We start from the raw sequence: 23,292 nt of genomic DNA on the forward strand, positions 1-23,292 counted from the left end.
ATTGTTATAAACATTTTGGTAACGGTACCAAAACAAATCAAAAAAATATTAATATGTATATCTTCTCTGTATGTAATTATAATCCCCTTTATGAAAACGTTCAATGTTTTTTAATATTTTTATTGTATAATTCCCCAGAAAAGTTTTAAATTTTATATTATTTAAGACTGTTTAAAACAGCTTTAACTTATTTTTAAACATTAAAATATATCTCTAAATATATTAATATCCCTATTATAGAAAAATTTATGATTTCATTATGAATATTAAGAATACCATTTAAAACAAATATAATAACCCATAAAAACTCTTAATTCTTTAGCTTTTTTCCTACGGAATTTAGCTCTTCTATTCTCCATCATAAACCCACTCACACCTGTAATTTTTTTCCTCATAGTTAGAATACATTATTTTTATGTCTTGACCAAGTAAAGTTATGTTAACTTTCTTTTAACTTAGCAAAATGGTTCTTTATCTCATTTTTCATTATTTAATTATTTTAATTTAATTAATATTTATCAATTAAATCAAAATAAATTTACAGACTTAATTTAAATATCATGATAACCTATATTCATCTTTTTTGTGACATTAATTTCATTATTTTATTACTTTTTAATAAAATTTATAAAATAGTGAAAGATATTTTTTCAATATGACGACTTATATTATGAGAGTACTTTCACAAGAAATAAAGGGGGATAATCTCTTATGAGAGATAATGACTTAATAAAACAACTAAAAAAGAAAAATCCCAAAGCTTTAGATTATATTTTTAATAAGTATGGGAATCTAATCTTTAAAGTATCATATTCTATTTTGAATAATAGGACACTTAGTGAGGAATGTGTCAATGATGTATTGCTTAAAATTTGGAACAACATAGATTCCTTTAATAAAGGTGATGAAAAATTTAAGGCTTGGATAATAGTTATGACTAAATACACATCTATAGATATGCTACGTAAAGAAAAAAAACATAATGATAATTTAAGCTTAGAATCTTATGATAACAAAGATACTACTCTTGAATCATCTTTAGAAAATAAGGAAATAAAAGAAAAAATACTTTTTGCTATAAAAACTTTTGATAAGAAAAATAAAGAAATTTTCATAAAACGTTTTTTTCTTAACTACTCCATTAAAGAAATAAGCGAGTCAATTGGAATTAGTGAAAATGCTATAAGTAATAGAATACGTAGAGGAAAACTTAAACTTTCAGAGCTGTTGAGTAAGGAGGGTTTTTAAATTGAATAATAAAGAACTTCTAAATGCTTTAGAAAACTTAAATATTGATGAAAATGAATTTGATCATATTAATGTGGAATTAAATGATTTAGAAAAGAAACGCATAAAAAAGAAATATAAAAAAGCCATAAAAAAGAAATCATTATTCCTTAAAAGAGCAGCTACTATTGCTGGATTAAGTATATTACTTTTTACTGGTGCCTTCTATTCTTCTCCAGTAAAAGCTAGTAACATTCCAGTTTTAAACAGTATATATGAAATGTTAGGAGTTTATGATGAATACGCTGATTATAGTCAGTATATTGGAAAATCTATAGAGGTTACAGGTGGAAAATATACCTTAGAAGAAATATTAATAACACCATACGAATCTTTAATAGCTATTAGAATTACTGGCAATGAACCACTTAAGGAAGATTCCCTTGGATTTATGGTTACTTCATCTATTGGAAATGTTCATTTTATCTCAGCAACTTCATCTTTTCATAAAATAGATGATTATACTATTATTCAGATTATTGAATCTAAATATTCATCTAAAATTCCTGAAAAATCAATAATAAATATAGATATTCATGAAATGTCATCTGAAAGTTCTCCTTCTACATTTGATTATGGAAAATTTGAACTTAAAGTTGATTTTGGAAAGAGCTACGATGAGTTCTCCTCTTTCCCAATAAAACAAGCTAAATTAAGTGAATATGACTTAAAGTTTAAAGAGATAAATTCAAGTATATTAGGAACTGAACTTTTAGGAAATATAACTACTCTACGAAATTCTGAATCTGAATATCAGGAGAAAATGAATAATTCATATTTCATTCTCAACGTTGATGGAAAAATGTATGGCGGATTCGCTTCTTATAGTCTTAACACTCTAGGTAAAATAGTTTTTGGTAAAGCTTCATTTTCTTTTAATGGAATAAAGGTTAATGAATTTAAAAATGCTGAAAATATAAGTCTAAGCGTATTTAAGACTAGGTATAGTTACGAAGAGCTTGATAAGCTATATGAATCTGAAGATGCTAAATATATAAATGAACTTAATGAAAATCAAGAAAATAAAATAACATCTAATGGAGTTTCCTATTACAAAACAGTAAATTTATTTAATGGGGAAAAAATTGACTTTTATAACTTAGAACGAAAAAATGATACTGTGCTTTTACATGCTAAAATATCACCTAATGAAATACCTTTATTAACTAAGATAACTGGAAGATCACAAGATGGAATAAATATTCATTATCCTAAAATTTATGCTAATCCTGAAAAAGAAAATGAATATATACTTGAATTCTTTAATGTAAAAGAAAATGTTGATTTTTCAATTAATAATTATATAAACTACAATAATGAATATATATTCCTTGAAGAATTAGAAATATTAAATAATAAAAAATAAGTACTTAATTATAATTAATGCTTATTGTTTCTTCAAAAAATAAAATTTTAATATAGGACTTTGTTTTAGGTAAAGTATTGAGTTTAGATATATCTATAATGAATATCTAAACTCAACTCTACTTTAAATCTTAAATTATTTATAAGAATTCTTTTATACATTTTATATATTTAGCAGAATGAGAATCACTTCCTAAAACCATAGGTATGCCTTTCTCAATTGCCATTTCTAGAACTTTTCCTTCTATATAGAATTCATTACACTCTTTTTTTCTTAAACCTGCAATGTTAAAATCAAGTTCATATCCTTTTTCTTTTATAAGATCTAATATTTCCTCTATCTTTGAAATATGTTTTTCGTAGTTATAGGGAAATTCCTTATTAAACCTTCTTACTAGATTTAAGTGTCCTATTCTTTTTGGTTTGTATGGTCCTAAATCACTTTTTAAGGCCATAATTAATGTATCATAATATTTATTATATACTTCCTCTAAAGAACCTAAATCATCTATGATTTTTTTAAATTCCTTTTCGCTAAAATCTATACAATAATATCTTTTATTTCCTTTTATCATATGAACGGATAAAATCCCATCATTTAAGTATTTGCCATATTTATTTAAAAGCAATTCTGTTTCAACCTCGTAACCTTCTATATAGTCTACTTCTACTCCAATATTTACTTTTATCTTATCATTATATTTTTCTTGTAAATCGTGTCCTTCTTTTAAATAAGATTCCATTTCTTCTAATTTCATAGCACTATCTTTTAAAGGCGAAGGATCAATAAAATTTTCAGGAAGAGGAAGATGCTCAGTAAAACTTATTTCATCTAACTTATATTTTATAGCTTCTTCAATATAATCTTCAATATTATCGTCACTACCATGAGGGCAATATTTTGTATGGACATGACCATCTTTATTTTTAAAGTTATATTCTCTAATCATATTATTAAAAAATCTATATCCTCCCTTTTCTCTATTTTTTACTTTATACATAGCCTTATCAGAATTTCTCATAAGTACTTCTATTTTTTCTCCATCCTCTGGAAATATTGTTATACCTATGGATGAGTCAATATTACATGTAACATCTCCTATTTTTATTCTTTTTCTTAGGGAGTTTTGAATATCTTTAACTATTTTTTCAATTTCTTCTCTATCACTTATATCCTTTAATATAGCTGCAAATTCATCTCCACCTATTCTTCCTAGGATATCGCCCTTTCTTAAACATTTATATATCCTTTTAACTGCACAAACTAAAACTTCATCCCCTATATCATGTCCATAATTATCATTTATTTCCTTAAACCAATCTAAATCTATAAAAAGAACTGCAAACTTCTTGTTCATCTTTTTGCTTTCATTTATAGTATTTCTGAAAGATTTAAAAAACAACCTCATATTAGGAATATTAGTTAATTCATCATAATTAGCCATTCTGTCTAACTCTATTTCCATTTCTTTTCTCTTTGTAATATCTTCTCTTGAACCTACTATGAAAACTTCATCATCCTCATCAACAATAGGAAGTAGTTTCGTTAAGAATATTCTTTTCTTCCCATTTAAAAACAAATCATCTTCAAATACAACTACTCTTTTACCTTCTATACAATTTTTATAATAATTACAGAATCTTTTTCCAATCTCTTCTCCAAAAACATCCTCTGGAGTTTTATTTATAATATCTTCTCCTTTGAGTCCAAATTCCTGAAGATATGCATTGTTATTTCTTACATATTTAAAATTTCCATCTTTAAGCATTTCAACTAAAAATAACGCATCTTGAGTTCCATTGAAAACTATATAATATTGTTTTAATAAGCTTTTTATATTCTTTATAGCCTCATATAGGGTATTTTTTCTTTTACAATTGCCGCATAAATTTTCTATAATCTTTAATTCATTTTCTATCTTAAGACTTAAGATATCTATTTTTAATTCTCTATTTTCTTTGCCTTCTTTATAGTAAATTTCATCCACAACCTCTTCTAAATAGTAGTTTTTCATATCTTACCCTCACTTGTGAAGTATGTTATTTAATAATGATACCAAATAAATTTTAATATTTCGATAAAAAATTAACATTTTATCCATATACAGTATATAATATTAATTAAATAATTTCTATCTTATTAATTATAAAAATACTAAAGTTATCCTTTACATTAATTTTAATAGGACTTATTCTTATCATATATCCATTATAATTCCATTTTCTTTTAACCAAATTTTTTGTTCTTTATAATTTGGAATAACTTTTGAAACAAAATTCCAATAATTTTTTGAATGATCCTTATGAACCATATGGGTCATTTCATGAACAACTATATAATCAATTACTTCTAAAGGCGCCATAATGCATCTCCAATTAAAAAGTAAATCATTATAATATGTACAGCTACCCCATCTTCTTTTTTGTTCTTTAACCTTTATGCTTCTAGGATTTATAGGATAAAACTTCAAATAATGATTAACTCTATCTTTAATTATTCTTAACCCTTCCTCCCTATACCATAATTCAATTGCTTTTCTTAATTTTTTCTTATTATATTCAGTCATATAAACCACTAATTCTTTTCCTATTATCCTAACAGAAATCCTCTTTAAAAATGGACTAAACTTTATTTTTAATGAATATTCATTTCCTAAATACATAAATAAATCTCCATCTTTATAGTTTTTTTCAACCTTTTTAGAATTACGCTTGTAAGCTTCTTCTCTTTTTTCAAGAATCCACTTTCCTTTTTTCCTAACCTGACTAATAATTACTTCCTCTGAAATGCCCATAGGGGCTCTTACTTTTACTTCTCCCTCAGCGGAAATTTCTATGCTCATAGTTTTTCTTTTACTTAATATTAATTCAAAATCTATAATTTTATTTTCATATTGAAATTTTAATATCATAAAAACCTCTCTGTAATTTTTCACATTTTAACAAAGTTAATTATACCAAATAATGCTATTTTAATTTTATTTCTGTATAAAAAATCATATAAATAAAAAATGCTTCACAAAATTGTGAAGCATTTTTTTATATTTCTTTATTCTCTTCCATAATTCTTACTATACCAGCCATACAAAATACTATAGCTTCTGTCATTCCTAATGAAAAAGCTAAAGACATTCCTATGTTTATAATGTACTTTATAAATGAAGTATTTAAAACCTCTGTATTAATTACATTTAAAGCAACTAATACCATACCTAATATAATTATTATACTTGTACCGTATTTAAACATTTTTGTGTAGATTCTACTAAAATACTTAAGTCCTTTAATTCTATCAGTAAAACTTTTAATACCATCTGTTAAAGTTAATCCACGCTTTTTTAAATCCCATATATGGTATCCTAAAGCAAAAATTGTCCATAAAAGAGCAATTCCTGCAAGTACTGATTCTTCTATCTCACTACTTGCCCTTCTTATCATAAGTATATAATCAATCATTACCAAAATAGTAATAATCTCAATCTTTAGTTTTCTCTCGTAACTCTTCATGCTCCCCTCCAAATCTTTTAAATCCTATATAAATATTATCAATTTAAAGTTTCTTTGTAAATAAGTTTTAAACTGTTAGCTATATATACTTTAATTTATCCTTTTTTACTAAAGCATAAAGTTCTAAATCAAAACTTTCTTTCATAAAATAAAATAATATGCAATTTAAAGTTAATAATATAACTCTCTTATTTTACAATATACTATTAACTTAATCCTAACAAACCTTTTTAAAACTCCCATTTTAATTTTTTCAAATTATTTAATATTTAAGGAAGTGACTATTACTATGGATTTATTAGTATTTTGCTCAGTAATTCTTTGTTATTGCATAATCCTATTAACTGTACCATGATATAAAAATAAATTTATATATAAGTAAAATCATATTAATATTAAACTTTATAAAATTATAAAAACCTATAATAACTATAAATAAATCAAATAAGTGAATTTATTTTAGTCTAAACTAAAAAATGATATACTTTAGGAAAGATTCTTAAAGTGAGGTGAATATTTATGTTTACAATTAATAATTTCGCTTTTGATTCTATAAAAAAATTAGATGAATTAAAATTATATAACTGTTTAGATATAAGATCCTATAAGAAAAATAGAAAAGTGATTATAGAAAAACTTGAAGATACTTTTAATGTATATGAAGATGGATATGAAAAAAGAGAATTCCTTAATATTTCAAAAGAAGAATTAAAAAAGCTTTTAAGAACCATAGAAAAAATTGAATTTCCTAGAAGTAATAAACTTAGGGTATATGTTTTAGAAAGAAAAGATCAAAGTGCTTGTAGAGCAAACTATAGAGATGAAAGTATTTCTGAAGATGAAGAAGAAAAGCTTTCTATCTTCATAGAAACTTCTTATAGTTCATATGAAGCAATAAAAAGTTTAATTGAAAGCAGTAATGATTTAATTATAGAAGTAAACTTTGCCCAAAATGTAACAATAAAATCAAAAGTTTCAGCTGAAACATACTTAACTTTAAAAAACTACTTAAAAGATAGACAAGATACCCATATCTTTGCATATTAGTTTGTATTATAAATTATTAAAATAGGAAATAAAGTATTATTTTAAGCTTTACCTATATTTTTAATCCTAATATAATAAAAAACTCCATCCTAAATATACATAGGACGAAGTTAAATTTACATCTATCACTTTAATTAAGGTAGCAAAGTTTTCACAAACTCTAAATTATTAAAATCATGCTCTTTTATATAATTTAATAAGTCAATTAAATAAGTTTTATGATGTTCTACAACCTTTGAGAAGCACTGAATAAATCTTACTACTTCTTCTTTTGAAAGAGATTTATTTAATACCTCCTTATTTTTCTTATGATATATATACATACCAACTAAATAAAATCTCATAAATGTATATCTTATGAGCAACATAATATAGCTATCAAATATTGATTCTCTCTCGCAGAATGGGAATAAATTGCTATAAATAAAATTAACTATGTAATTTTCAAATATATAACTATTTTCTTCTATAAATTCTTTTTCATATTCTTCAAAAGCCTTTATATACATTTGAGCATTTTTAGCTAAATAATTTTCTTCATCTAAATTAAGCCCTATTCTAACTTCCTTTGAGTACTCCTTAAATCTATCACTATCTATATTTTTTTCTACCCTAAGCATAGTAAGTAATTTCTTAAAGAAATCAACCTGAATAATATAATTCATAGAATTTTCTTCGTATGAATCTTTAACAGTATCTATATCATATTCTTTTATAAAACTTAAAGTATTATGACAATTATATTCATACTCGTCCTCTAAATCATTTATAAATTCACCTAATATGTAAAGCCTTTTATCTAATGAAAACTTTCTATTTTTCATTATCTTTATACTAGTCTCTCTAATTTCCTTAAGAAACTCTACTGGAAGATAGGCCTCTTCACTTAGTTTAGTATTAACCTCACTTGATACTATATGTTTCCCTAAGTCTTCATCACTTTCTGAAAACTCAATACCATCCTTCTTAAGTAAAAGTATTCTAGCTGCCTCTGGACATGCTACAGCAAGAGATATTTCATAAATTCCATCAATCTTATTAGTTACCCTAGGAAATGATGTACAAACATTTGAAAGATACTCTTCTCCAAGATTAGAATGGATAACACAGTAGTTATCACACTTTAAAAATGGACATCTTTTATTTTCCCCTAGCTTCACTTTAGCAAAATCAATTTCATCACATTGACACCTCTTATTTTTAATAAGATTACTTTTAAGTATATTCTTCATATCACTATCACTTACACTTTCATATTGCTGAAAAGTAAACTTATCAATATCAACATCCCAGCCTATACAACAGCTATCTTCACATTCTCCCCCAATACACTTAAACTCTTTAAGATATATTGGATATCTCATTTTAATATTCTTCATTATATACTTCCCTCTTAGATAAAATAATTTAATTCACTTAATTATTTTATCACACCATATTATCCCATTGAAAATTTAAATTAAAGCTTTTTATATTAAAGACTACTATAAGTAAATTTTCAAAATTAAATATAAAAGTGAAATCTCCATAATAAGCCACTAGGAATTTAATTAATGTAAGTTAATAAAACTCTTTAATTTTTTTAATCATACTTTCTTTATTTTCCTTTAATTGAGGTATTCTATTTACATTTGCACCTGATGGATGTGGAAACCCCTTAAGTATTTGTCTCTCACTTATAAATCCCTCTTCCTTAAGCTTAAATAGTACTTCCTCAACCGCTTTTCCTAAAGGTATTAATAATATATTTTCAAAATCATCTAAACTCTTAATTTCTTCAATAAAGTTCTCATAAACATACTTCATTAAAAAATCACTCTTTATAAGTTTAGGAGTATGTCCTGTATAATTGGCTTTCTTAAGAAAAACAGAGTAAGGAATTAAAGATACAGTGTGTAATAAATAATCCTTTTCTCCAAAAAGCTCTCCACAATCATTTATCTTCAAAGCCTTATTAAGCTCTATCTCATTTAACATACTAATTATATTTTTTCTTAAGGTTCCACTAAAACGCCCTGCCACTTTGCATTTATATTGAATCTCTTTAATATTATCTCCAAGTTCTAATTCTTTTCTTGCTGTAGCTATAGCTGTGCTCATTTGATTAAAACCTGGAGTTATACCAATTATAAACACTTTAGCCTTAGAATTTATATATTCATTATGCGGAGCATAATAAATTTCTATATTACCCTCTTTATCAACAAGAAAATCATCTGTTAAAAGTTCTTCTTTTGTATATTTATCTTTTAAAGGTAGTTTTTTAATTGCTTCTTCATAATCATATAAGGTCTTTTTCATATTAACATCTCCAAATAATATTCTTATAAAATAAATATAGTCATAATATAATCTTAATTCAACATATATTATTGTTTGTTTTTATATAAAAATTCATTTTTTGTAACTTTTGTGTAGTTTCTTTTAAAAATAAACTATGTATAATTAATTTTAAATTTTATGTACAAGCATCATAAAATTTTATAAATATAACTTAAGAAGAAATTATTAAGGAGAACCATATATGAATTTTTGGAATGACATTTTTAACTCTATTAATGGGTTAGCAGGAAAAAATCAATTATTAGATTCAATTATGCTTTTTAGTTCAAAAAGACTTCCCTATATTCTTTTTGCTACAGTAATTGTTGTTTATTTAATAGGGATTATAAATAAAAATAAAAAAGCTAGAGGAATAGCTGTAGACACCATTGTGTTTACTGGAATTAATTTAATTCTAGCCGTTATTGTAGGTCACTTTTTTTATGCTCCAAGACCTTTTGTAAATGATCCTAATGCAAAGCTATTATATCCACACAAGCCAGATTCATCTTTTCCAAGTGGTCATTCAGTTGGCAGCATGAGTATAGCTTTAGGATTAAATAGATATAATAAGATCCTTGGAACAATTTGCGTAATTTTATCTATATTAATGGGAATTTCTAGAGTATATGTTGGACACCATTATCCACAACACGTTGTTGCTTCATTCTTAATTGTAATTATACTAAACGTACTTTACATAAAATTCTTAAGCAAAAGCGTTCAAAAAATTTATTTTTCAATTGAAAAACATATACCAATTTTAAATAAATTAGTTAAATAATCTAAAACTCTAAAGCTTAAATAAAAGCTAATTTTTAAGTGAATTTTAATTTGTATACTATATAATAATTTAAATTAAAAATCTGTACAAATAAAAATACTTTATCAAAAATTTTAATATCTTTTTGATAAAGTATTTTTATATTTAAAACTAATTTTCATTTAAATATTCTTTAATCTTTTTAAGTACAAAAGTTTCTCTTTTCACCCATGGATTAATTTTTTCTCTTTGATTAAGTATATTTTCATTCTCTCTAATTACCTCATCTAAAGAAATCCATATAGGAGTAAAACCTAGCTCTTCCTCATACTTATCTAAATGTTGTTCTCCTCTTTCTTCAATAACACTGCAAAGATAATAATGAGAAGTCATTTCAAAAATTGTACAACCCATTCTCCTTCTTCTATCTCTTTCAATTAAAACTCCAAATTTTTCTTTAACTTCATTTAATATGTATCCTGTTTCTTCTTGAACTTCTCTTCTTAAAGTTTCCTCTGGAGTCTCACCTTTTTCAACTCCTCCACCTGGGAACTTATAATCTCCTGTATTAGATTTTACCATAAGTATTTTATCACCCTGTAAAATAATTGCCCTTATAGCAACTCTATAAAATACCTTTTCATCTTTTCCAAACTCTTTCATTCCGAAAACTTTATTAAAATACATATCTTCACCCCTTTAAAGAAATTAATATACCCATAAATACTAAAAGAAGGGAGTTTATGCCCTAAACTCCCTTAATAATTATCTGAATTCTCATATTATAACTTTATTTTACATCTAAATTCTTTATATGTAAATCCATTTTGAATAATCTAAAATCCCATAATATACAAAAATAAATTATATAATTATTAAGAAGCTATTTTTCAATGTATTACCTTTTCTAATATAATATTCTTTAACCTATTTATAATATACCCTAATAAACATAATATTATTGAACAAAATATAAAAGCATAGTATATTTCTAGTTAAAAATCTTATTATTTAAATCTTAATGCAATTAAAGCTATATTTTATATATAAGTTACGCACATCTTACTATTATCAATTGGTGAATCTATAATTCTACATTTAATATCAAAAACATTTTTAATAAGATCTTCATTTATAATTTTATCTTTGCTACCTTGAGCAAATATATTTCCATCCTTTAAAGCTATTATATTATCAGCATATCTTAAAGCATGGTTTATATCATGAATTACCATTACTATAGTTCTATTTTCTTTTCTATTAAGCTCTTTTAAAATATTTAAAATCTCTAGCTGATACTTTATATCTAAATGATTTGTAGGTTCATCTAAAAGTATAACTTCTGTATCTTGACATAAAGATAAGGCAATCCATGCTCTTTGTCTTTGTCCACCAGAAAGATTTTCTAAAGTCCTATCTTTTTCTTCTATTAGTCCCATTTTTCTAATAGATTCCATTACTATTTCCTCATCTTTTTTGCTCCAAAATGATAATAAGTTATGATAAGGATATCTCCCCTGCTTAACTAAATCATAAATAGTTAAATCCTCTGGAGCACTGCTGCTTTGTGGTAACATAGCTAATTCCTTTGCTAATTCCTTTGGTGGCATTTTAAGAAGATTTTTATCTCCCATTAATACTTCACCACTTTTAGGAGTAAGTATCTTAGCTATAGACTTTATTAAAGTAGATTTACCACAACCATTAGGTCCAATTAATGCTGTAATTTTCCCTTTTTCTATTTCTATATTTATATCATCTAATATTATCTTTTCATCATAACACAATTTTAAATTATTTGTTTTTATCATTTTCATCACCTATTTGTAGACTTTCTATTTTTTATTAAAAGATATATAAAATACGGAGCTCCTATAGATGCTGTAAATATACCTATTGGCAACTCTTGTGGATAAAATAACCACTTAGAAACAAAATCAGCTAATAATGTGATTATTCCTCCTATAAGTATTGATAATGGAATAAGATTCTCAAATTTCGAATTCACAAGTTTTCTTGAAATGTGAGGAGCTATCAATCCAACAAAAGGTATTCCTCCTCCAATAGTTACAGCTCCCGCTGTTAAGGCTGCTGATATACTTAATAATATTATTCTACTTTTATAAACCTTATTACCAAGAACGGTTATAATCTCATCATCTAATTGATGAAGATTTAAATCTTTTATAAATATTACTGTTATTATTGTAAAAACAAAGAATATTACTGCTATTATAGCTGCATGAGTCCAATTCGCACCATAAATACTACCTGTTAACCATGTTGTAGCTTCTTTCATGAAAACTATTGGTCCATTTATTATTAAAATATTAGTTAATGCTTTAAATATTGCAGAAACACCAACACCTATTATAATTAACTTTTTTGTTGATGTAGATTTTCCACAAATAAAGAAAATAATAACTACAGCTAAAAAAGAAAATATAAAGGTAAATATAGGCATATATAATATTGATGTTGTTAAAGAATTATTATTAGGATTAGTGAAAATTGTTAAAAATACTAATGCTCCAACAGCTCCACCATTTGATATACCTAATATCTCAGGAGATGCTAATGGGTTTTTTACCACTCCCTGAAGTATAGCCCCCGCTAATCCTAAAGATCCTCCAATTAAAAAAGCAATAATAACTCTTGGTAGTCTTATATTCATTACTAATATAGAAGAGAAACCTGTATCTATTCCAAATATACTTTTTAATACATCTATGGGACTTATCATAACTTCTCCTAAACTTAAACTTATCCCAAATATTAAAAGAGTAATTAATAACAATAATATACTTATTTTTATAGTCTTTTTACTTATATTTATCATTACTTCCCCCTCCTTTTAGCAATATATATAAAGAATGGTCCTCCTATAAGAGCAGTTAATGCTCCTACTGGTACTTCTTTAGGATAAATTATAAATCTTGATAATATATCCGCTGATAATAATATAGAGGACCCAGTAAACACAGAGAAAGGAATAAGCCATTTATAATCTGAACCAATAAATTTATGCACCATACTTGGAGTTACTAATCCAACAAATGCTATGGGTCCAGCAAGTGCTACAGATACTCCTGATAAAACTGATACTATAGATATTATTAATATTTTTAAATACAAAGTTTTTATTCCTAATGACCTTGCCATTTCTTCACCTAAAGAAAATACATTAAGCTTTTTCCAAATAAAGAATGTTAAGATTATAGTAACTATTATTACTGGTGAAAATTTAAGTATCATATCTATTTTTTTACCTTCTACGGAACCAGTCATCCAATATATAATTTCTTCTAAAGCAATATCATTTTTATATAATATTCCTTGAGTTAAAGAGAAAAGCAAGGCACTTAAAGCTGCTCCACCTAACGTTAAGTCCATAGTTCGAACTTCACCAGAAAGTCCACCTGACAATATATATACCAATATAGTAGCTCCTAATGCCCCTATAAAAGATAACCATGCAAGTCCCATGTTAGAAATTTGTGGAATATATGTTATAGCAATAACCAAAATAAATACTGCTCCCGAATTTATACCTAATATACTAGGAGAAGCAAGTTTGTTTTTAGTTAATGCTTGTATCAAAAGCCCAGAGACACCAAGTGCTCCTCCAACTAAAAGAGCATTTAAAGTTCTAGGAACTCTAGATGTTTTTATAATTATGTGCTCTTGAGAGCCGTTAAAATTTTTATAAGCATCTATAACAGTTTCATAATTAGTTTTTATAAATCCTTTAGTAATGCTTAAATAGCATAGAATTCCTGTTAATATTATTAAAAATAAAAGTAAGAAAAATTTTGTCTTATTATTATTTATAATTTTTTCCATATACTTCCTCCATCTTAAAAGATAAATACTTTTATTTAATATTGATAATCTTTATCATTTATGATATCATAAACTCATTAGTTTTTCTACATCATTCGACAAAAAAATAATTATTTGGAGGTTTTAAGTATGAAAAAAAAATTACTATCTATAGCTTTATCAAGCTTAGTAGTTGCAAGCCTATTTATAGGTTGTTCTAATAAAAAAAATAACGAAAATACAACTGTACCAACAAATATGGTATCAGTTGAACATGCAATGGGTACTACAGAAATACCTACTAATCCTCAAAAAGTTGTAATTCTTACTAGTGAAGGTACAGAAGCTCTACTTGCTCTTGGCGTTAAACCAGTAGGTGCTGTAACTGGAGTTACTGGTGATTGGTATGATCATACTAAAGACGAACTTGAAGGTGTAAAACAAGTCGGTATGGAAAGAGAGCCTAATATAGAAGCAATTGCTGCTTTAAAACCTGATTTAATAATAGGAAATAAAATGAGACATGAAAAAATTTATTCTCAACTAAGTGCCATAGCTCCAACTGTTTACTCTGATACTATAAGAGGAGCATGGAAAGATAACTTTAAATTTTATGCAAAAGTTTTAAATAAAGAATCTGAATCTGAAAAAGCTTTAAAAGAATATGATGATAAAATTGCTTATATTCAAAATAATTATAAAGATAAGCTAGATACAGAAATTTCACTTATTAGATTTATGTCTGGAAAAACTAGAATATATCTTGGAAATACTTTTGCTGGTACTATATTAAAAGAAATAGGATTTAAGAGACCAGCATCTCAACAAAGTGATGAATTTGCCCTTGAAATTGGTAAAGAAAGATTAAAAGAAGCTGATGGAGATGTTCTATTCTACTTTACTTATGAAACTGGTGATGGTAAAGCTACTTCAAGAGAACAAGAATGGATGCAAGATCCCCTATTTAAATCATTAAATGCTGTACAAAATAATAAAGTCTATAAAGTAAATGACTTTATTTGGAATACTGCTGGTGGAATAAAATCAGCTAACTTAATGCTCGACGATTTAACTAATATGCTAAATGAAGGAAAATTATAATTTATACCTTTCAGTAATAAAATCTTAGATAATTTCAAACAAACTTATCCCTACATATTAATAATACTGAAAATGAAACTTTTCATTTTCAGTATTATTTTTTATTCAATATCCCTTTTTAAATTACCAAAATTTATTTTAATAAAATATTAACTTAAAGATCTATTATTCTAATTTAAAATTTCTTTGCAAGTGAAGTAGCCTTTTCTATACCTTCTTCTACCTTTTCCTCAACATTTACGCCAATAACATCTAAATTATCTATACCAATAGTCTCTATATCCTTAATTCCAAAGAAACCTAATATAGTTCTTAAATATCTATCTCCCATTTCATATGGTGAATTATCATAACCACCACCTCTAGATACTATATGTACTGCCTTTTTGTTATTTAATAAACCAACTGGTCCTTCAGCAGTATATTTAAATGTAATTCCAGAAACACTTACATAATCAATATAAGCTTTTAATATAGCTGGAAAACTTAAATTCCACATAGGTGCTGCAATTATATATTTATCAGCATCAGCAAATTGATATGCATATTTTAATATTGAATTATTCTTGCTTTCTTCATCTTTAGGGCCAAATAATTTTCCTAAATCATCAGCTCTTAAAAAGTCTATATTCTCTTTATATAAATCTAATGTTATTATTTCATCCTCTGGATTATTTTTCTTATACTCTTCTACAAAACTATCAGATACTTTAAAAGTTCTTGATTCTCCCTCATTTTTTATATTTGCTTTAATATATAATACTTTACTCATTGTATTCACTCCTTCTAATTTATATATAAATTATTAAAAATTCTCTGTTCCAAACTTATTGTTTCTAAAATCTTCATATGCATCAAGTATTTCTCCTAGTGTATTCATAACAAATGGTCCATGTGAAACAACAGGCTCATTTATTGGTTCTCCACTAAGAACTAAAAATAGTGACTCTTTAGTCAAAGACTCTAGTAAAATCTCTCCCTCAACATTATCAAATATGATAAAATCTCCTTCTTTACATATTTTATCTTCATTTACTTTAGCTTCACCTTTTAATATAAGAATTGCAGTATTAAAATTTTTTGGTTCACTTAATGTAGTATTACCATAATTCTTTAAATTTATATTATAAAGATTTATATTAGTAAAGGTATTAGCTGGCCCCTTTACCCCATTAACTTCCCCTGCAATTATACTTATTTCTCCTTTATCATTATCAAGTTTTAAAACTCCCATTTCTTCTTTTAATAAAGGTTGATATTTAGGTTCTATCATTTTTTTATCTTTAGGTAGATTCACCCAAAGTTGAACCATATGAAAGATACCACCATTCTTACTAAATTCAGTTTCATGATATTCTTTATGCATAATACCTGATGCTGCAGTCATCCACTGAACATCCCCAGGTCCTATAATCCCATGATTTCCTTTATTATCATGATGCTCAACCTTTCCATCATAAGCAATTGTTACTGTTTCAAATCCACGATGAGGATGAGCTCCAACACCTAATCTCGTCTCTGAAGACTTAAAATAATATGGTGCATTATAATCTAATAATAAAAATGGTGATAAACGCTCCATACTTTTTATTCCTGTTGGTATATACTGAGATACTCTAAATCCATCCCCAACCATATGTGGTTCTGGTGCTTTAAATATATTTTCTATAGCTCTGAACTTCTTCATTTGCTTTGCCCCCTTTTTATCTAAAACAACTTTTATCACTAACTAGTGATAAATACCTAAAAATTTTTTATTTTTTATTGATGACTATACATTTTTAAATTTTTTTAATATATTCTTCAATGTGATTTTCTCTTCATCAGTTAAGACTTCAAAAATATTTTTAATATTATTAATATGACTAGGTAAAATATTTTCTATAACCTTTCTACCTTCATCTGTCAATGATATTATACAAGATCTCTTATCTTCTGGATCTGCATTTTTTTTCACTAGTCCATCCTTTTCTAGATTTTTTATAACAACTGTTATATTTCCTGATGTTGTTAAGATCTTTTCGATTATTTCACATATTCTCAAGTCACCTTTATTATATAGAGCTTCTAAAACTCCAAATTGAGCTATGGTTAATCCACTTTCCTTGATTGTCTGAAATTCTTTTTTATGAATAGTATGCTCTGCTCTTGTAAAGACAACCAATGTTGATAATTCTAATTCATTTTCTTTAATTAAATCTTTTATCTTATCCATGTTTTAAATTTATCACTAATTAGTGATATTGTCAACATTAAATATAATTATTTAAATAAAAAAGCTATATCAAACCAAGTAAAGATTTGATATAGCTTTCTCTTATAATCCGCAGTCTATTTCTACTTCATTTTCAAAATTATATTCTTCATTACCAAATATACCATTTAAGAAGTCTGGCATAAAATATTTTTTACTCATTTTCTTTAATTGGTCTTTATCAATTATATTATGTCTATTTAAGATTTCTTTAGCTGATTTTATATTATTATTCATTGCAACTTGAATAGATCTAGCCTCTTCTGAATCTAATTTTCCATTTCCATGATATAAAAACTCTCTTAAGCTTATTAAAGAATCTCTAAATTCTTCATTTAATTTTTCTATAGTTTCAATATCCTCTCTAGAAAGTTCTCCTTCCCCTATAGCTTCCTTTGGCTCAGCATATAATTTATCTTCAATTAAGAAATAAACCTCTTCAGATGAATTCTCAAAAAGATTTCCTAATTCACTTATTTCATAAGCTGAAATATTTTCTATATTATCTAAGTTAAACTTATTTTTAAATTCGTCTACAGTAAATTTCTTTATTCTTAATTCTTTCATATATGTATATCTCCTTTTTGAATATTTTAAATCATTAAATCAATATTCTAATCTCTTATTAAAAATAATAAGTTTATTATATCATTATTAATCTAAAATAAGTACTTATATATATAATAATGCACAGCTTGTTATAATTAAAATTGTAAGAAGTTGTGCATTACTACTTGTTTTAAAATAAATTGAAACTATAAGAACTTACTTTTTATTTTTTAAGGATATGTTTTATTCAGACTCTAATATTCTTGCAGAGTCATTTGTTAGTTTAGTTAAAAAATTATATTCCTCTTCTCCAAGTATCTCTTTATAACGATTATGTAACTTTAATCTGTATTTTTTAATATCCTCTTGTATATTTTCTCCACTTTCAGTTAGATATATATGAGATAATTTTCCCTCTGATCTTCTTTCCACCAATCCATTTATAACAAGTTTATCTATAAGTCTAGTTATTGTAGAAGGCTTCAAATGAAGTTCCTCACATAATTCTTTTTGAGTTATTCCTGGTTTAAATTTTACCCCAAGAAGTATATATACATATGTTGGAGACATTCCTAATGGTTTTAATTCATCTTCAGCTATTTTAGCTGCTATTTTTTTCAATCTGGTTACAGTAAAAAACAAGCACTGGCAAAAATTTTCTTCAAGCATTATATCAGTCCTAACCTCTTAAAATTTTGTCTATATATTATATTAAATATATATTTTTAAATTTGCAACTGAGTTCATTACATCATTTTTAAACAAATAAGGTTTTACTACGCTAATATTTAATAATGTATCTATAAAATATAAAAGATTGTTTTCTATATTAGAATAAGTATTTATACCAAGTTAAGTTATAAAATATAAAAAGTTGATTCTTATAAAACATAAAAATCAACTTTAAAATACTATATTTATTACATATTCTTATTTAATAAGTAATTGCTCTTTTGCATGAACAAGAGTAGTAAGTAAGTCATTATATGGTGTATTTATATTAAACTCTTTACCTTTTCTTGATACATAACCATTTATATAATCTATTTCTGTAAGACGATGATTTTGTATTAAATCTTGATGCATTGATGGATAGTGAGCGCCAGCTTGGCTTGGATCATATATTGCCTCTATTCCCCTTGCAACCTCTTCAACATCTAACTTTACTCCATATTTAGATGCAACATCAGCAAATTCTTTTATGATATTACGTATAAGCTCTGGAGCTTCTTTTAATTCACCAAATTCTTTAATATTACAATCTAAAATTGTACATCCACTATTTAAAGTTCCATTTACGCAAGCTTTACGCCATATTGAAAATAATACATTTTCACTATAGTGAGCTTTTAATCCAGCATTACTTAATATATCGCAAATTTCTTTTGCCTCTTTTTCCATACTTGGATCAATATTTTGAACTTCTAGGCTTCCGCTTCCTGTTAATACAACATGTCCTGGACCTTTTAACCCAGCTGTCCATAAAGTTACTCCCATAAGTATGTTTTTGCTATCAACATATTTTGCTACAGTTTCATTATGTCCTAATCCATTTAATAAGCATAATACCTTTGTATTTTTTCCTAATATATCTTTTATAGATTCTAACATTGGTTCTAATCCCATAGATTTAGTAAATAATATTATTAACTCTGGAATTTCTTTAGCATCTTGAGGTAGCATTGCTGGTATCTTTACTTTTTTAATTTCTCCATTTTCCTCAACAGTTAATCCCTCTTTGTTTATAGTATCTACATGATCCTTCCACCCATCTATTAACATAACTTCATTTCCAGCTTCATGTAACATATATCCATAACGTGAGCCCATTGCTCCTGCTCCAACAATTGCGATTTTCATTTAAATCAACTCTCCTCTTTTATCTTTTTTGTAAATTAAATATATTTAAAAATATTTTCATCATATAAATGTATAACTTTTCTACAGAACCATTCAATAATAAATGCTCCTACAAAAGGTATTACAAAGAATGCCATTATTACTCCAAATATAGCATTTGTAGCCCCTGGAGTATTTATAGCCGCTAAAGGTCCAACTAATCCAACTATACCAAATCCTGCACTATTAGGTGTACCTAATATATTAAATAAATAAGCTCCTATTCCACTTAGGATTCCATTTGCTATTATTGGTACTGCTATTATTGGGTATTTTACTAGGTTTGGCATCATCATTTTCATAGCTCCTAATAATACTGATAAAGTAACTCCACTTTGATTTACTCTTCTTGATCCTGCAACTAAAACTGCTGTACAAGCAGTAACTCCTATGGCAGCTGCCCCAGCTCCTAAGCCAGTTATTCCAATAGCTATACCTATTGCCACAGTTGAAATTGGTGAAATAATTAATATTGAGAATGAAACACTTATTAAAATACACATTAATAATGGCTGTAAAGTAGTAAAGTTATTCATTATATCTCCAATTACTATGGTAATTTGTCTTACATAAGGTAACATAAACATTCCTATTATACCAACTCCAGCGCCAGCTATAATTGGTAGTAATAATATAGTTAAAGATCCTAATTTATTTCCTATTAATCTAATAATAAATACAGCTATACAAGAAACTAACATTATATTTATTAAGTCTCCAATACCAACCATTTGTACTCCAGCTTCAGTAACCTTAAATGCCCCTGAACCTAAGAATACTGCTGCTCCAACTATAACTGATTGCATAGCATTTAATTCAAACTGTAATCCAACTAAGACTCCCACAAGCACAGGTACTATAAACTGCATAATATTCACGGCATTATAAAAAGTAGAAAATATAGGTGAAACCCCTATTAGCCCTTTAAAAATTGATCCTAATATTGCATTAGGAATTAACCCTACAACTATCCCTGTTGCAGTTCCTGCCAAAACTTTATTTAAATAATCTTTTGGTGTTAACTTATCTTTCTTTGAAACATTCTTTTGTGACATACCTCTCACTTCTTCCTATTTATAAAAATTTTTTGTTAGTTAAAATCTATAACAATACAAAATTCATTAAATATTATTTCTCTAAAAAGATTTATTATTCCAAGGCTTTGTTTATTTTTTATCATTTATATTTTTATAGATTTTTATTTCAAACTTCAAATTTTTATAAACTTCTAGCAATTCTCTGAGAATTAATTGTTTCAAAATATAAATACACACAAAAGTTAAGTTCATTTGTATATACAACTATTTTTCCTGCTATCAATATATCACAGTATAGGTATAAATTACAATACATTTAAGACATAGAGGTTAAAAATATAACAAATTATTTTACAAAATTCATATTTTAAAAATATTTTCTGAACTTTATATAATATTTATAACAAATTACCAAATCTATATAAATATAGAAATCAATTAAAAATATAGCTGTATGAAATCAACTTATAAAGCAATTTCATACAGCTTCTTTTTGTGGTGTTTTATAATAAAATTATTTTATTATCTCTAAAATTTCTTCTATTTTTTTGCTTCCAAAGTAAACATCTTTATTGTTTACTATTAGAGCTGGTACACTCATTATTTTAAATTCATCTTTTATATCTTTAAAATTAGCTAAATCAATCATTTCAGCTTCTATATTTTTATTTTCTTTTGCTATTCTTTGTGCACTAGCTACAACATCAGGGCATAAATGACATGATAGTGATACACAAACCTTAATATTAGTCTTTTTATCTAATTTCTTTATTTCATCAAGCACTTCTTTATCAATACCTTGACCTGGACCACCTAAGTTATATATAGCTAAAATAAATGAATTTAACTCATGTCCTCCTGGAACACCATGAAACTTAATTCCACTATAATTTTCATTCTCGTCTAAAAGTGCAACTATTGGATATTTATCAGCATTTATCTTCTCTTCAACATCTTTATTTTCGCCTCCATTAAATATCTTAGCATTTATTTTTTCTCCTAAATCTGATATATCTAGTACTAAGTCTCTAAGTTCTATAGATTTTGTATTATTTCTATCAACTATAGAAACTAAAGTTACTTCATCTTCTATTTTGCTTAAAATTCCTTTTAGCTGAGCTCTTAATCCATCATTTAATAGTGAACTTTTTCTTGATATATTTCCTAAATCATTATTTTCATCACTATTTTTTTCTTCTTGAATATTTTCCTCTTCTTCTAAATATTCATCTTCTATACCAAGCTTTTCTTTTAGCTCTTTAACGTATCTCTCTGCTGTAGTGGCAGCAATAGCCCCATCTGATACAGCTGTAACTATTTGTCTTAAAGATTTTGGACGTAAATCTCCAGCAACATAAACCCCATTAATATTAGTTTCCATATCTTCATTAGTTATAATATATCCTTGCTTGTCTAACTCTAAAATATCTTTAAACAATTCACTTTTAGGGGCATAACCAACGAATACAAATATTCCAAAGGCTCCATCCTCTTTTTTTGCTCTGTATTCAAAAATTTCTCCTGTTACATTATTCTTGAACTTAGCATAGTTTACCATATCTTTGCCCTTAGCTTCAATTATTTCAGTATTAAATTTCACCTCAATTTTAGGGTTAGAAAGAACCTTATCTGCTATAGATTTTGCACAAGTAAATTCTGGTTCTCTAGCTATTACAGTTACCTTTGATGCAAATCTAGTTAAGAATATTGCTTCCTCAGCTGCTGCAAAACCAGCTCCTATTACAAATACCTCTAATCCTTCAAAAAACTGACCATCACAAGTTGCACAATATGCAACTCCTCTTCCTGTAAATTCTTCTTCCCCTTTAAATCCAAGTTGTCTAGGTGCTGCCCCAGTAGCAATTATTACAGATCTTCCCTGAACTAAACCTTTATCAGTTTTTATTTCCTTAATATCTTCATATAAACTTACTTCAAGGACTTCTCCATTCATAAACTTAACTTTAAAATCCTCTGCCTGAGCTTTCATTTCACTCATAAGTTTAGTACCATTTGTATTTCTAGATCCAGGGTAATTAGATATATCGAAGGTTTTATTGACTTGTCCTCCTAATTCTCCCTTTTCTATTATCAAGGTATTCATCTTAGCTCTTCCTGCATATATACCTGCTGAAAGTCCTGCAGGCCCTCCCCCAATAATAACCAAATCATATATTTTACTCATAAATTTACGCCTCCTCCTTAGTCCTTACTATTCAAAATATTTTTAAACTATCTACTTTGAAATAACTTAAAAATGTTTTAACTTCAATTGATTAGCATTGAAAATTTGCCTAAAACAAATTCTTATAAAACTTACAAACAATATGAAGAGAATA

22 protein-coding genes are annotated in these 23,292 nt (G+C 26.2%); 5 read left to right on the plus strand and 17 right to left on the minus strand.

Translation table 11 applies throughout. The annotated features are described in order from the left end of the window. Positions 1–711: 711 nt before the first annotated feature. Complete coding sequence (locus QP548_RS08925; protein WP_061415327.1) at positions 712–1,248, plus strand: sigma-70 family RNA polymerase sigma factor; 537 nt, start codon at positions 712–714, stop codon at positions 1,246–1,248. A 1-nt stretch (position 1,249) separates the two neighbouring features. Beyond that, positions 1,250–2,653: a DUF4179 domain-containing protein gene (locus tag QP548_RS08930; RefSeq protein WP_061426781.1), complete on the plus strand. Its 1,404-nt coding sequence runs from the start codon at positions 1,250–1,252 to the stop codon at positions 2,651–2,653. A gap of 139 nt (positions 2,654–2,792) precedes the next feature. On the opposite strand, the gene hisJ is transcribed toward QP548_RS08930, so the two are convergent. The 3 genes from hisJ to QP548_RS08945 all read right to left on the minus strand — a co-directional run bounded on the left by hisJ (position 2,793) and on the right by QP548_RS08945 (position 6,159). Then, positions 2,793–4,667 carry a histidinol-phosphatase HisJ gene (gene hisJ / locus QP548_RS08935; RefSeq protein ID WP_061426779.1) on the minus strand — a complete coding sequence of 625 codons (1,875 nt, stop codon included), beginning with the start codon at positions 4,665–4,667 and terminating at the stop codon, positions 2,793–2,795. Positions 4,668–4,850: 183 nt separating this feature from the next. Next, positions 4,851–5,564, minus strand: coding sequence for a M48 family metallopeptidase (locus QP548_RS08940; protein ID WP_061426777.1), 714 nt, complete (start codon positions 5,562–5,564; stop codon positions 4,851–4,853). 127 nt (positions 5,565–5,691) lie between these two features. Beyond that, positions 5,692–6,159, minus strand: coding sequence for a hypothetical protein (locus tag QP548_RS08945; protein WP_003455849.1), 468 nt, complete (start codon positions 6,157–6,159; stop codon positions 5,692–5,694). A 519-nt stretch (positions 6,160–6,678) separates the two neighbouring features. Here QP548_RS08945 and QP548_RS08950 point away from each other — a divergent pair. Continuing rightward, positions 6,679–7,206: a hypothetical protein gene (locus tag QP548_RS08950; RefSeq protein ID WP_061426774.1), complete on the plus strand. Its 528-nt coding sequence runs from the start codon at positions 6,679–6,681 to the stop codon at positions 7,204–7,206. Positions 7,207–7,340: 134 nt separating this feature from the next. On the opposite strand, the gene fliB is transcribed toward QP548_RS08950, so the two are convergent. After that, entirely contained in the window at positions 7,341–8,585 is a 1,245-nt protein-coding gene (fliB, locus tag QP548_RS08955; protein WP_081109932.1) for a flagellin lysine-N-methylase, read from the minus strand. Positions 8,586–8,766: 181 nt separating this feature from the next. Then, complete coding sequence (locus QP548_RS08960; protein WP_061426771.1) at positions 8,767–9,507, minus strand: hypothetical protein; 741 nt, start codon at positions 9,505–9,507, stop codon at positions 8,767–8,769. Between the two features lie 223 nt (positions 9,508–9,730). Here QP548_RS08960 and QP548_RS08965 point away from each other — a divergent pair, with 223 nt between their 5' ends. Further along, on the plus strand, positions 9,731–10,312 hold the full coding sequence (locus QP548_RS08965; protein ID WP_061426768.1) for a phosphatase PAP2 family protein: 582 nt from the start codon (positions 9,731–9,733) through the stop codon (positions 10,310–10,312). 150 nt (positions 10,313–10,462) lie between these two features. On the opposite strand, the gene QP548_RS08970 is transcribed toward QP548_RS08965, so the two are convergent. From QP548_RS08970 to QP548_RS08985, 4 genes are all read right to left on the minus strand, one after another. Next, positions 10,463–10,978, minus strand: coding sequence for an NUDIX hydrolase (locus tag QP548_RS08970; RefSeq protein ID WP_061426766.1), 516 nt, complete (start codon positions 10,976–10,978; stop codon positions 10,463–10,465). Positions 10,979–11,331: 353 nt separating this feature from the next. Beyond that, a complete protein-coding gene (locus QP548_RS08975; RefSeq protein ID WP_060669844.1) occupies positions 11,332–12,102 on the minus strand; it encodes an ABC transporter ATP-binding protein in 771 nt (256 codons plus the stop codon). A 5-nt stretch (positions 12,103–12,107) separates the two neighbouring features. After that, entirely contained in the window at positions 12,108–13,130 is a 1,023-nt protein-coding gene (locus tag QP548_RS08980; protein WP_003477120.1) for a FecCD family ABC transporter permease, read from the minus strand. Then, positions 13,130–14,134: a FecCD family ABC transporter permease gene (locus QP548_RS08985; RefSeq protein WP_061426764.1), complete on the minus strand. Its 1,005-nt coding sequence runs from the start codon at positions 14,132–14,134 to the stop codon at positions 13,130–13,132. Before QP548_RS08985 ends, QP548_RS08980 begins: the two co-directional genes overlap by 1 nt. Positions 14,135–14,263: 129 nt before the next feature. Between QP548_RS08985 and QP548_RS08990 the strand changes: the two genes are divergently transcribed. Continuing rightward, the gene (locus QP548_RS08990; RefSeq protein ID WP_061426762.1) at positions 14,264–15,214 is read left to right on the plus strand and encodes an ABC transporter substrate-binding protein; all 951 of its coding nucleotides are present in this window, start codon (positions 14,264–14,266) and stop codon (positions 15,212–15,214) included. Positions 15,215–15,389: 175 nt separating this feature from the next. On the opposite strand, the gene QP548_RS08995 is transcribed toward QP548_RS08990, so the two are convergent. The 8 genes from QP548_RS08995 to QP548_RS09030 all read right to left on the minus strand — a co-directional run bounded on the left by QP548_RS08995 (position 15,390) and on the right by QP548_RS09030 (position 23,138). Then, complete coding sequence (locus QP548_RS08995; RefSeq protein WP_061426760.1) at positions 15,390–15,986, minus strand: FMN-dependent NADH-azoreductase; 597 nt, start codon at positions 15,984–15,986, stop codon at positions 15,390–15,392. Between the two features lie 33 nt (positions 15,987–16,019). Then, positions 16,020–16,901: a pirin family protein gene (locus tag QP548_RS09000; protein ID WP_061426758.1), complete on the minus strand. Its 882-nt coding sequence runs from the start codon at positions 16,899–16,901 to the stop codon at positions 16,020–16,022. An 84-nt stretch (positions 16,902–16,985) separates the two neighbouring features. Next, positions 16,986–17,429: a MarR family winged helix-turn-helix transcriptional regulator gene (locus tag QP548_RS09005; RefSeq protein WP_003480535.1), complete on the minus strand. Its 444-nt coding sequence runs from the start codon at positions 17,427–17,429 to the stop codon at positions 16,986–16,988. 102 nt (positions 17,430–17,531) lie between these two features. Further along, the gene (locus tag QP548_RS09010; RefSeq protein ID WP_061426756.1) at positions 17,532–18,035 is read right to left on the minus strand and encodes a hypothetical protein; all 504 of its coding nucleotides are present in this window, start codon (positions 18,033–18,035) and stop codon (positions 17,532–17,534) included. Between the two features lie 225 nt (positions 18,036–18,260). Then, entirely contained in the window at positions 18,261–18,686 is a 426-nt protein-coding gene (locus QP548_RS09015; RefSeq protein WP_003480533.1) for a MarR family winged helix-turn-helix transcriptional regulator, read from the minus strand. Between the two features lie 261 nt (positions 18,687–18,947). Further along, on the minus strand, positions 18,948–19,877 hold the full coding sequence (locus QP548_RS09020; RefSeq protein ID WP_061426754.1) for a 2-dehydropantoate 2-reductase: 930 nt from the start codon (positions 19,875–19,877) through the stop codon (positions 18,948–18,950). A gap of 35 nt (positions 19,878–19,912) precedes the next feature. Beyond that, a complete protein-coding gene (locus QP548_RS09025) occupies positions 19,913–20,971 on the minus strand; it encodes a PTS transporter subunit IIC (RefSeq protein WP_061426752.1) in 1,059 nt (352 codons plus the stop codon). 496 nt (positions 20,972–21,467) lie between these two features. Beyond that, positions 21,468–23,138, minus strand: a complete 1,671-nt coding sequence (locus QP548_RS09030) for an FAD-dependent oxidoreductase (RefSeq protein WP_075837468.1) — start codon at positions 23,136–23,138, stop codon at positions 21,468–21,470. Between the last annotated feature and the right edge of the window lie 154 nt (positions 23,139–23,292).

This window comes from Clostridium sp. UMB9555A (assembly GCF_030222355.1).
In the GTDB taxonomy this organism is placed as follows: domain Bacteria; phylum Bacillota; class Clostridia; order Clostridiales; family Clostridiaceae; genus Sarcina; species Sarcina perfringens.

What these genes read in the sequence shown, in the direction of transcription:
- QP548_RS08925 (WP_061415327.1), top strand. Translation starts at nt 712, where the DNA reads ATGAGAGATAATGACTTAATAAAACAACTAAAAAAGAAAAATCCCAAA.
- hisJ (WP_061426779.1), bottom strand. Translation starts at nt 4,667, where the DNA reads ATGAAAAACTACTATTTAGAAGAGGTTGTGGATGAAATTTACTATAAA.
- QP548_RS08940 (WP_061426777.1), bottom strand. Translation starts at nt 5,564, where the DNA reads ATGATATTAAAATTTCAATATGAAAATAAAATTATAGATTTTGAATTA.
- QP548_RS08945 (WP_003455849.1), bottom strand. Translation starts at nt 6,159, where the DNA reads ATGAAGAGTTACGAGAGAAAACTAAAGATTGAGATTATTACTATTTTG.
- QP548_RS08950 (WP_061426774.1), top strand. Translation starts at nt 6,679, where the DNA reads ATGTTTACAATTAATAATTTCGCTTTTGATTCTATAAAAAAATTAGAT.
- fliB (WP_081109932.1), bottom strand. Translation starts at nt 8,585, where the DNA reads ATGAAGAATATTAAAATGAGATATCCAATATATCTTAAAGAGTTTAAG.
- QP548_RS08960 (WP_061426771.1), bottom strand. Translation starts at nt 9,507, where the DNA reads ATGAAAAAGACCTTATATGATTATGAAGAAGCAATTAAAAAACTACCT.
- QP548_RS08965 (WP_061426768.1), top strand. Translation starts at nt 9,731, where the DNA reads ATGAATTTTTGGAATGACATTTTTAACTCTATTAATGGGTTAGCAGGA.
- QP548_RS08970 (WP_061426766.1), bottom strand. Translation starts at nt 10,978, where the DNA reads ATGTATTTTAATAAAGTTTTCGGAATGAAAGAGTTTGGAAAAGATGAA.
- QP548_RS08975 (WP_060669844.1), bottom strand. Translation starts at nt 12,102, where the DNA reads ATGATAAAAACAAATAATTTAAAATTGTGTTATGATGAAAAGATAATA.
- QP548_RS08980 (WP_003477120.1), bottom strand. Translation starts at nt 13,130, where the DNA reads ATGATAAATATAAGTAAAAAGACTATAAAAATAAGTATATTATTGTTA.
- QP548_RS08985 (WP_061426764.1), bottom strand. Translation starts at nt 14,134, where the DNA reads ATGGAAAAAATTATAAATAATAATAAGACAAAATTTTTCTTACTTTTA.
- QP548_RS08990 (WP_061426762.1), top strand. Translation starts at nt 14,264, where the DNA reads ATGAAAAAAAAATTACTATCTATAGCTTTATCAAGCTTAGTAGTTGCA.
- QP548_RS08995 (WP_061426760.1), bottom strand. Translation starts at nt 15,986, where the DNA reads ATGAGTAAAGTATTATATATTAAAGCAAATATAAAAAATGAGGGAGAA.
- QP548_RS09000 (WP_061426758.1), bottom strand. Translation starts at nt 16,901, where the DNA reads ATGAAGAAGTTCAGAGCTATAGAAAATATATTTAAAGCACCAGAACCA.
- QP548_RS09005 (WP_003480535.1), bottom strand. Translation starts at nt 17,429, where the DNA reads ATGGATAAGATAAAAGATTTAATTAAAGAAAATGAATTAGAATTATCA.
- QP548_RS09010 (WP_061426756.1), bottom strand. Translation starts at nt 18,035, where the DNA reads ATGAAAGAATTAAGAATAAAGAAATTTACTGTAGACGAATTTAAAAAT.
- QP548_RS09015 (WP_003480533.1), bottom strand. Translation starts at nt 18,686, where the DNA reads ATGCTTGAAGAAAATTTTTGCCAGTGCTTGTTTTTTACTGTAACCAGA.
- QP548_RS09020 (WP_061426754.1), bottom strand. Translation starts at nt 19,877, where the DNA reads ATGAAAATCGCAATTGTTGGAGCAGGAGCAATGGGCTCACGTTATGGA.
- QP548_RS09025 (WP_061426752.1), bottom strand. Translation starts at nt 20,971, where the DNA reads ATGTCACAAAAGAATGTTTCAAAGAAAGATAAGTTAACACCAAAAGAT.
- QP548_RS09030 (WP_075837468.1), bottom strand. Translation starts at nt 23,138, where the DNA reads ATGAGTAAAATATATGATTTGGTTATTATTGGGGGAGGGCCTGCAGGA.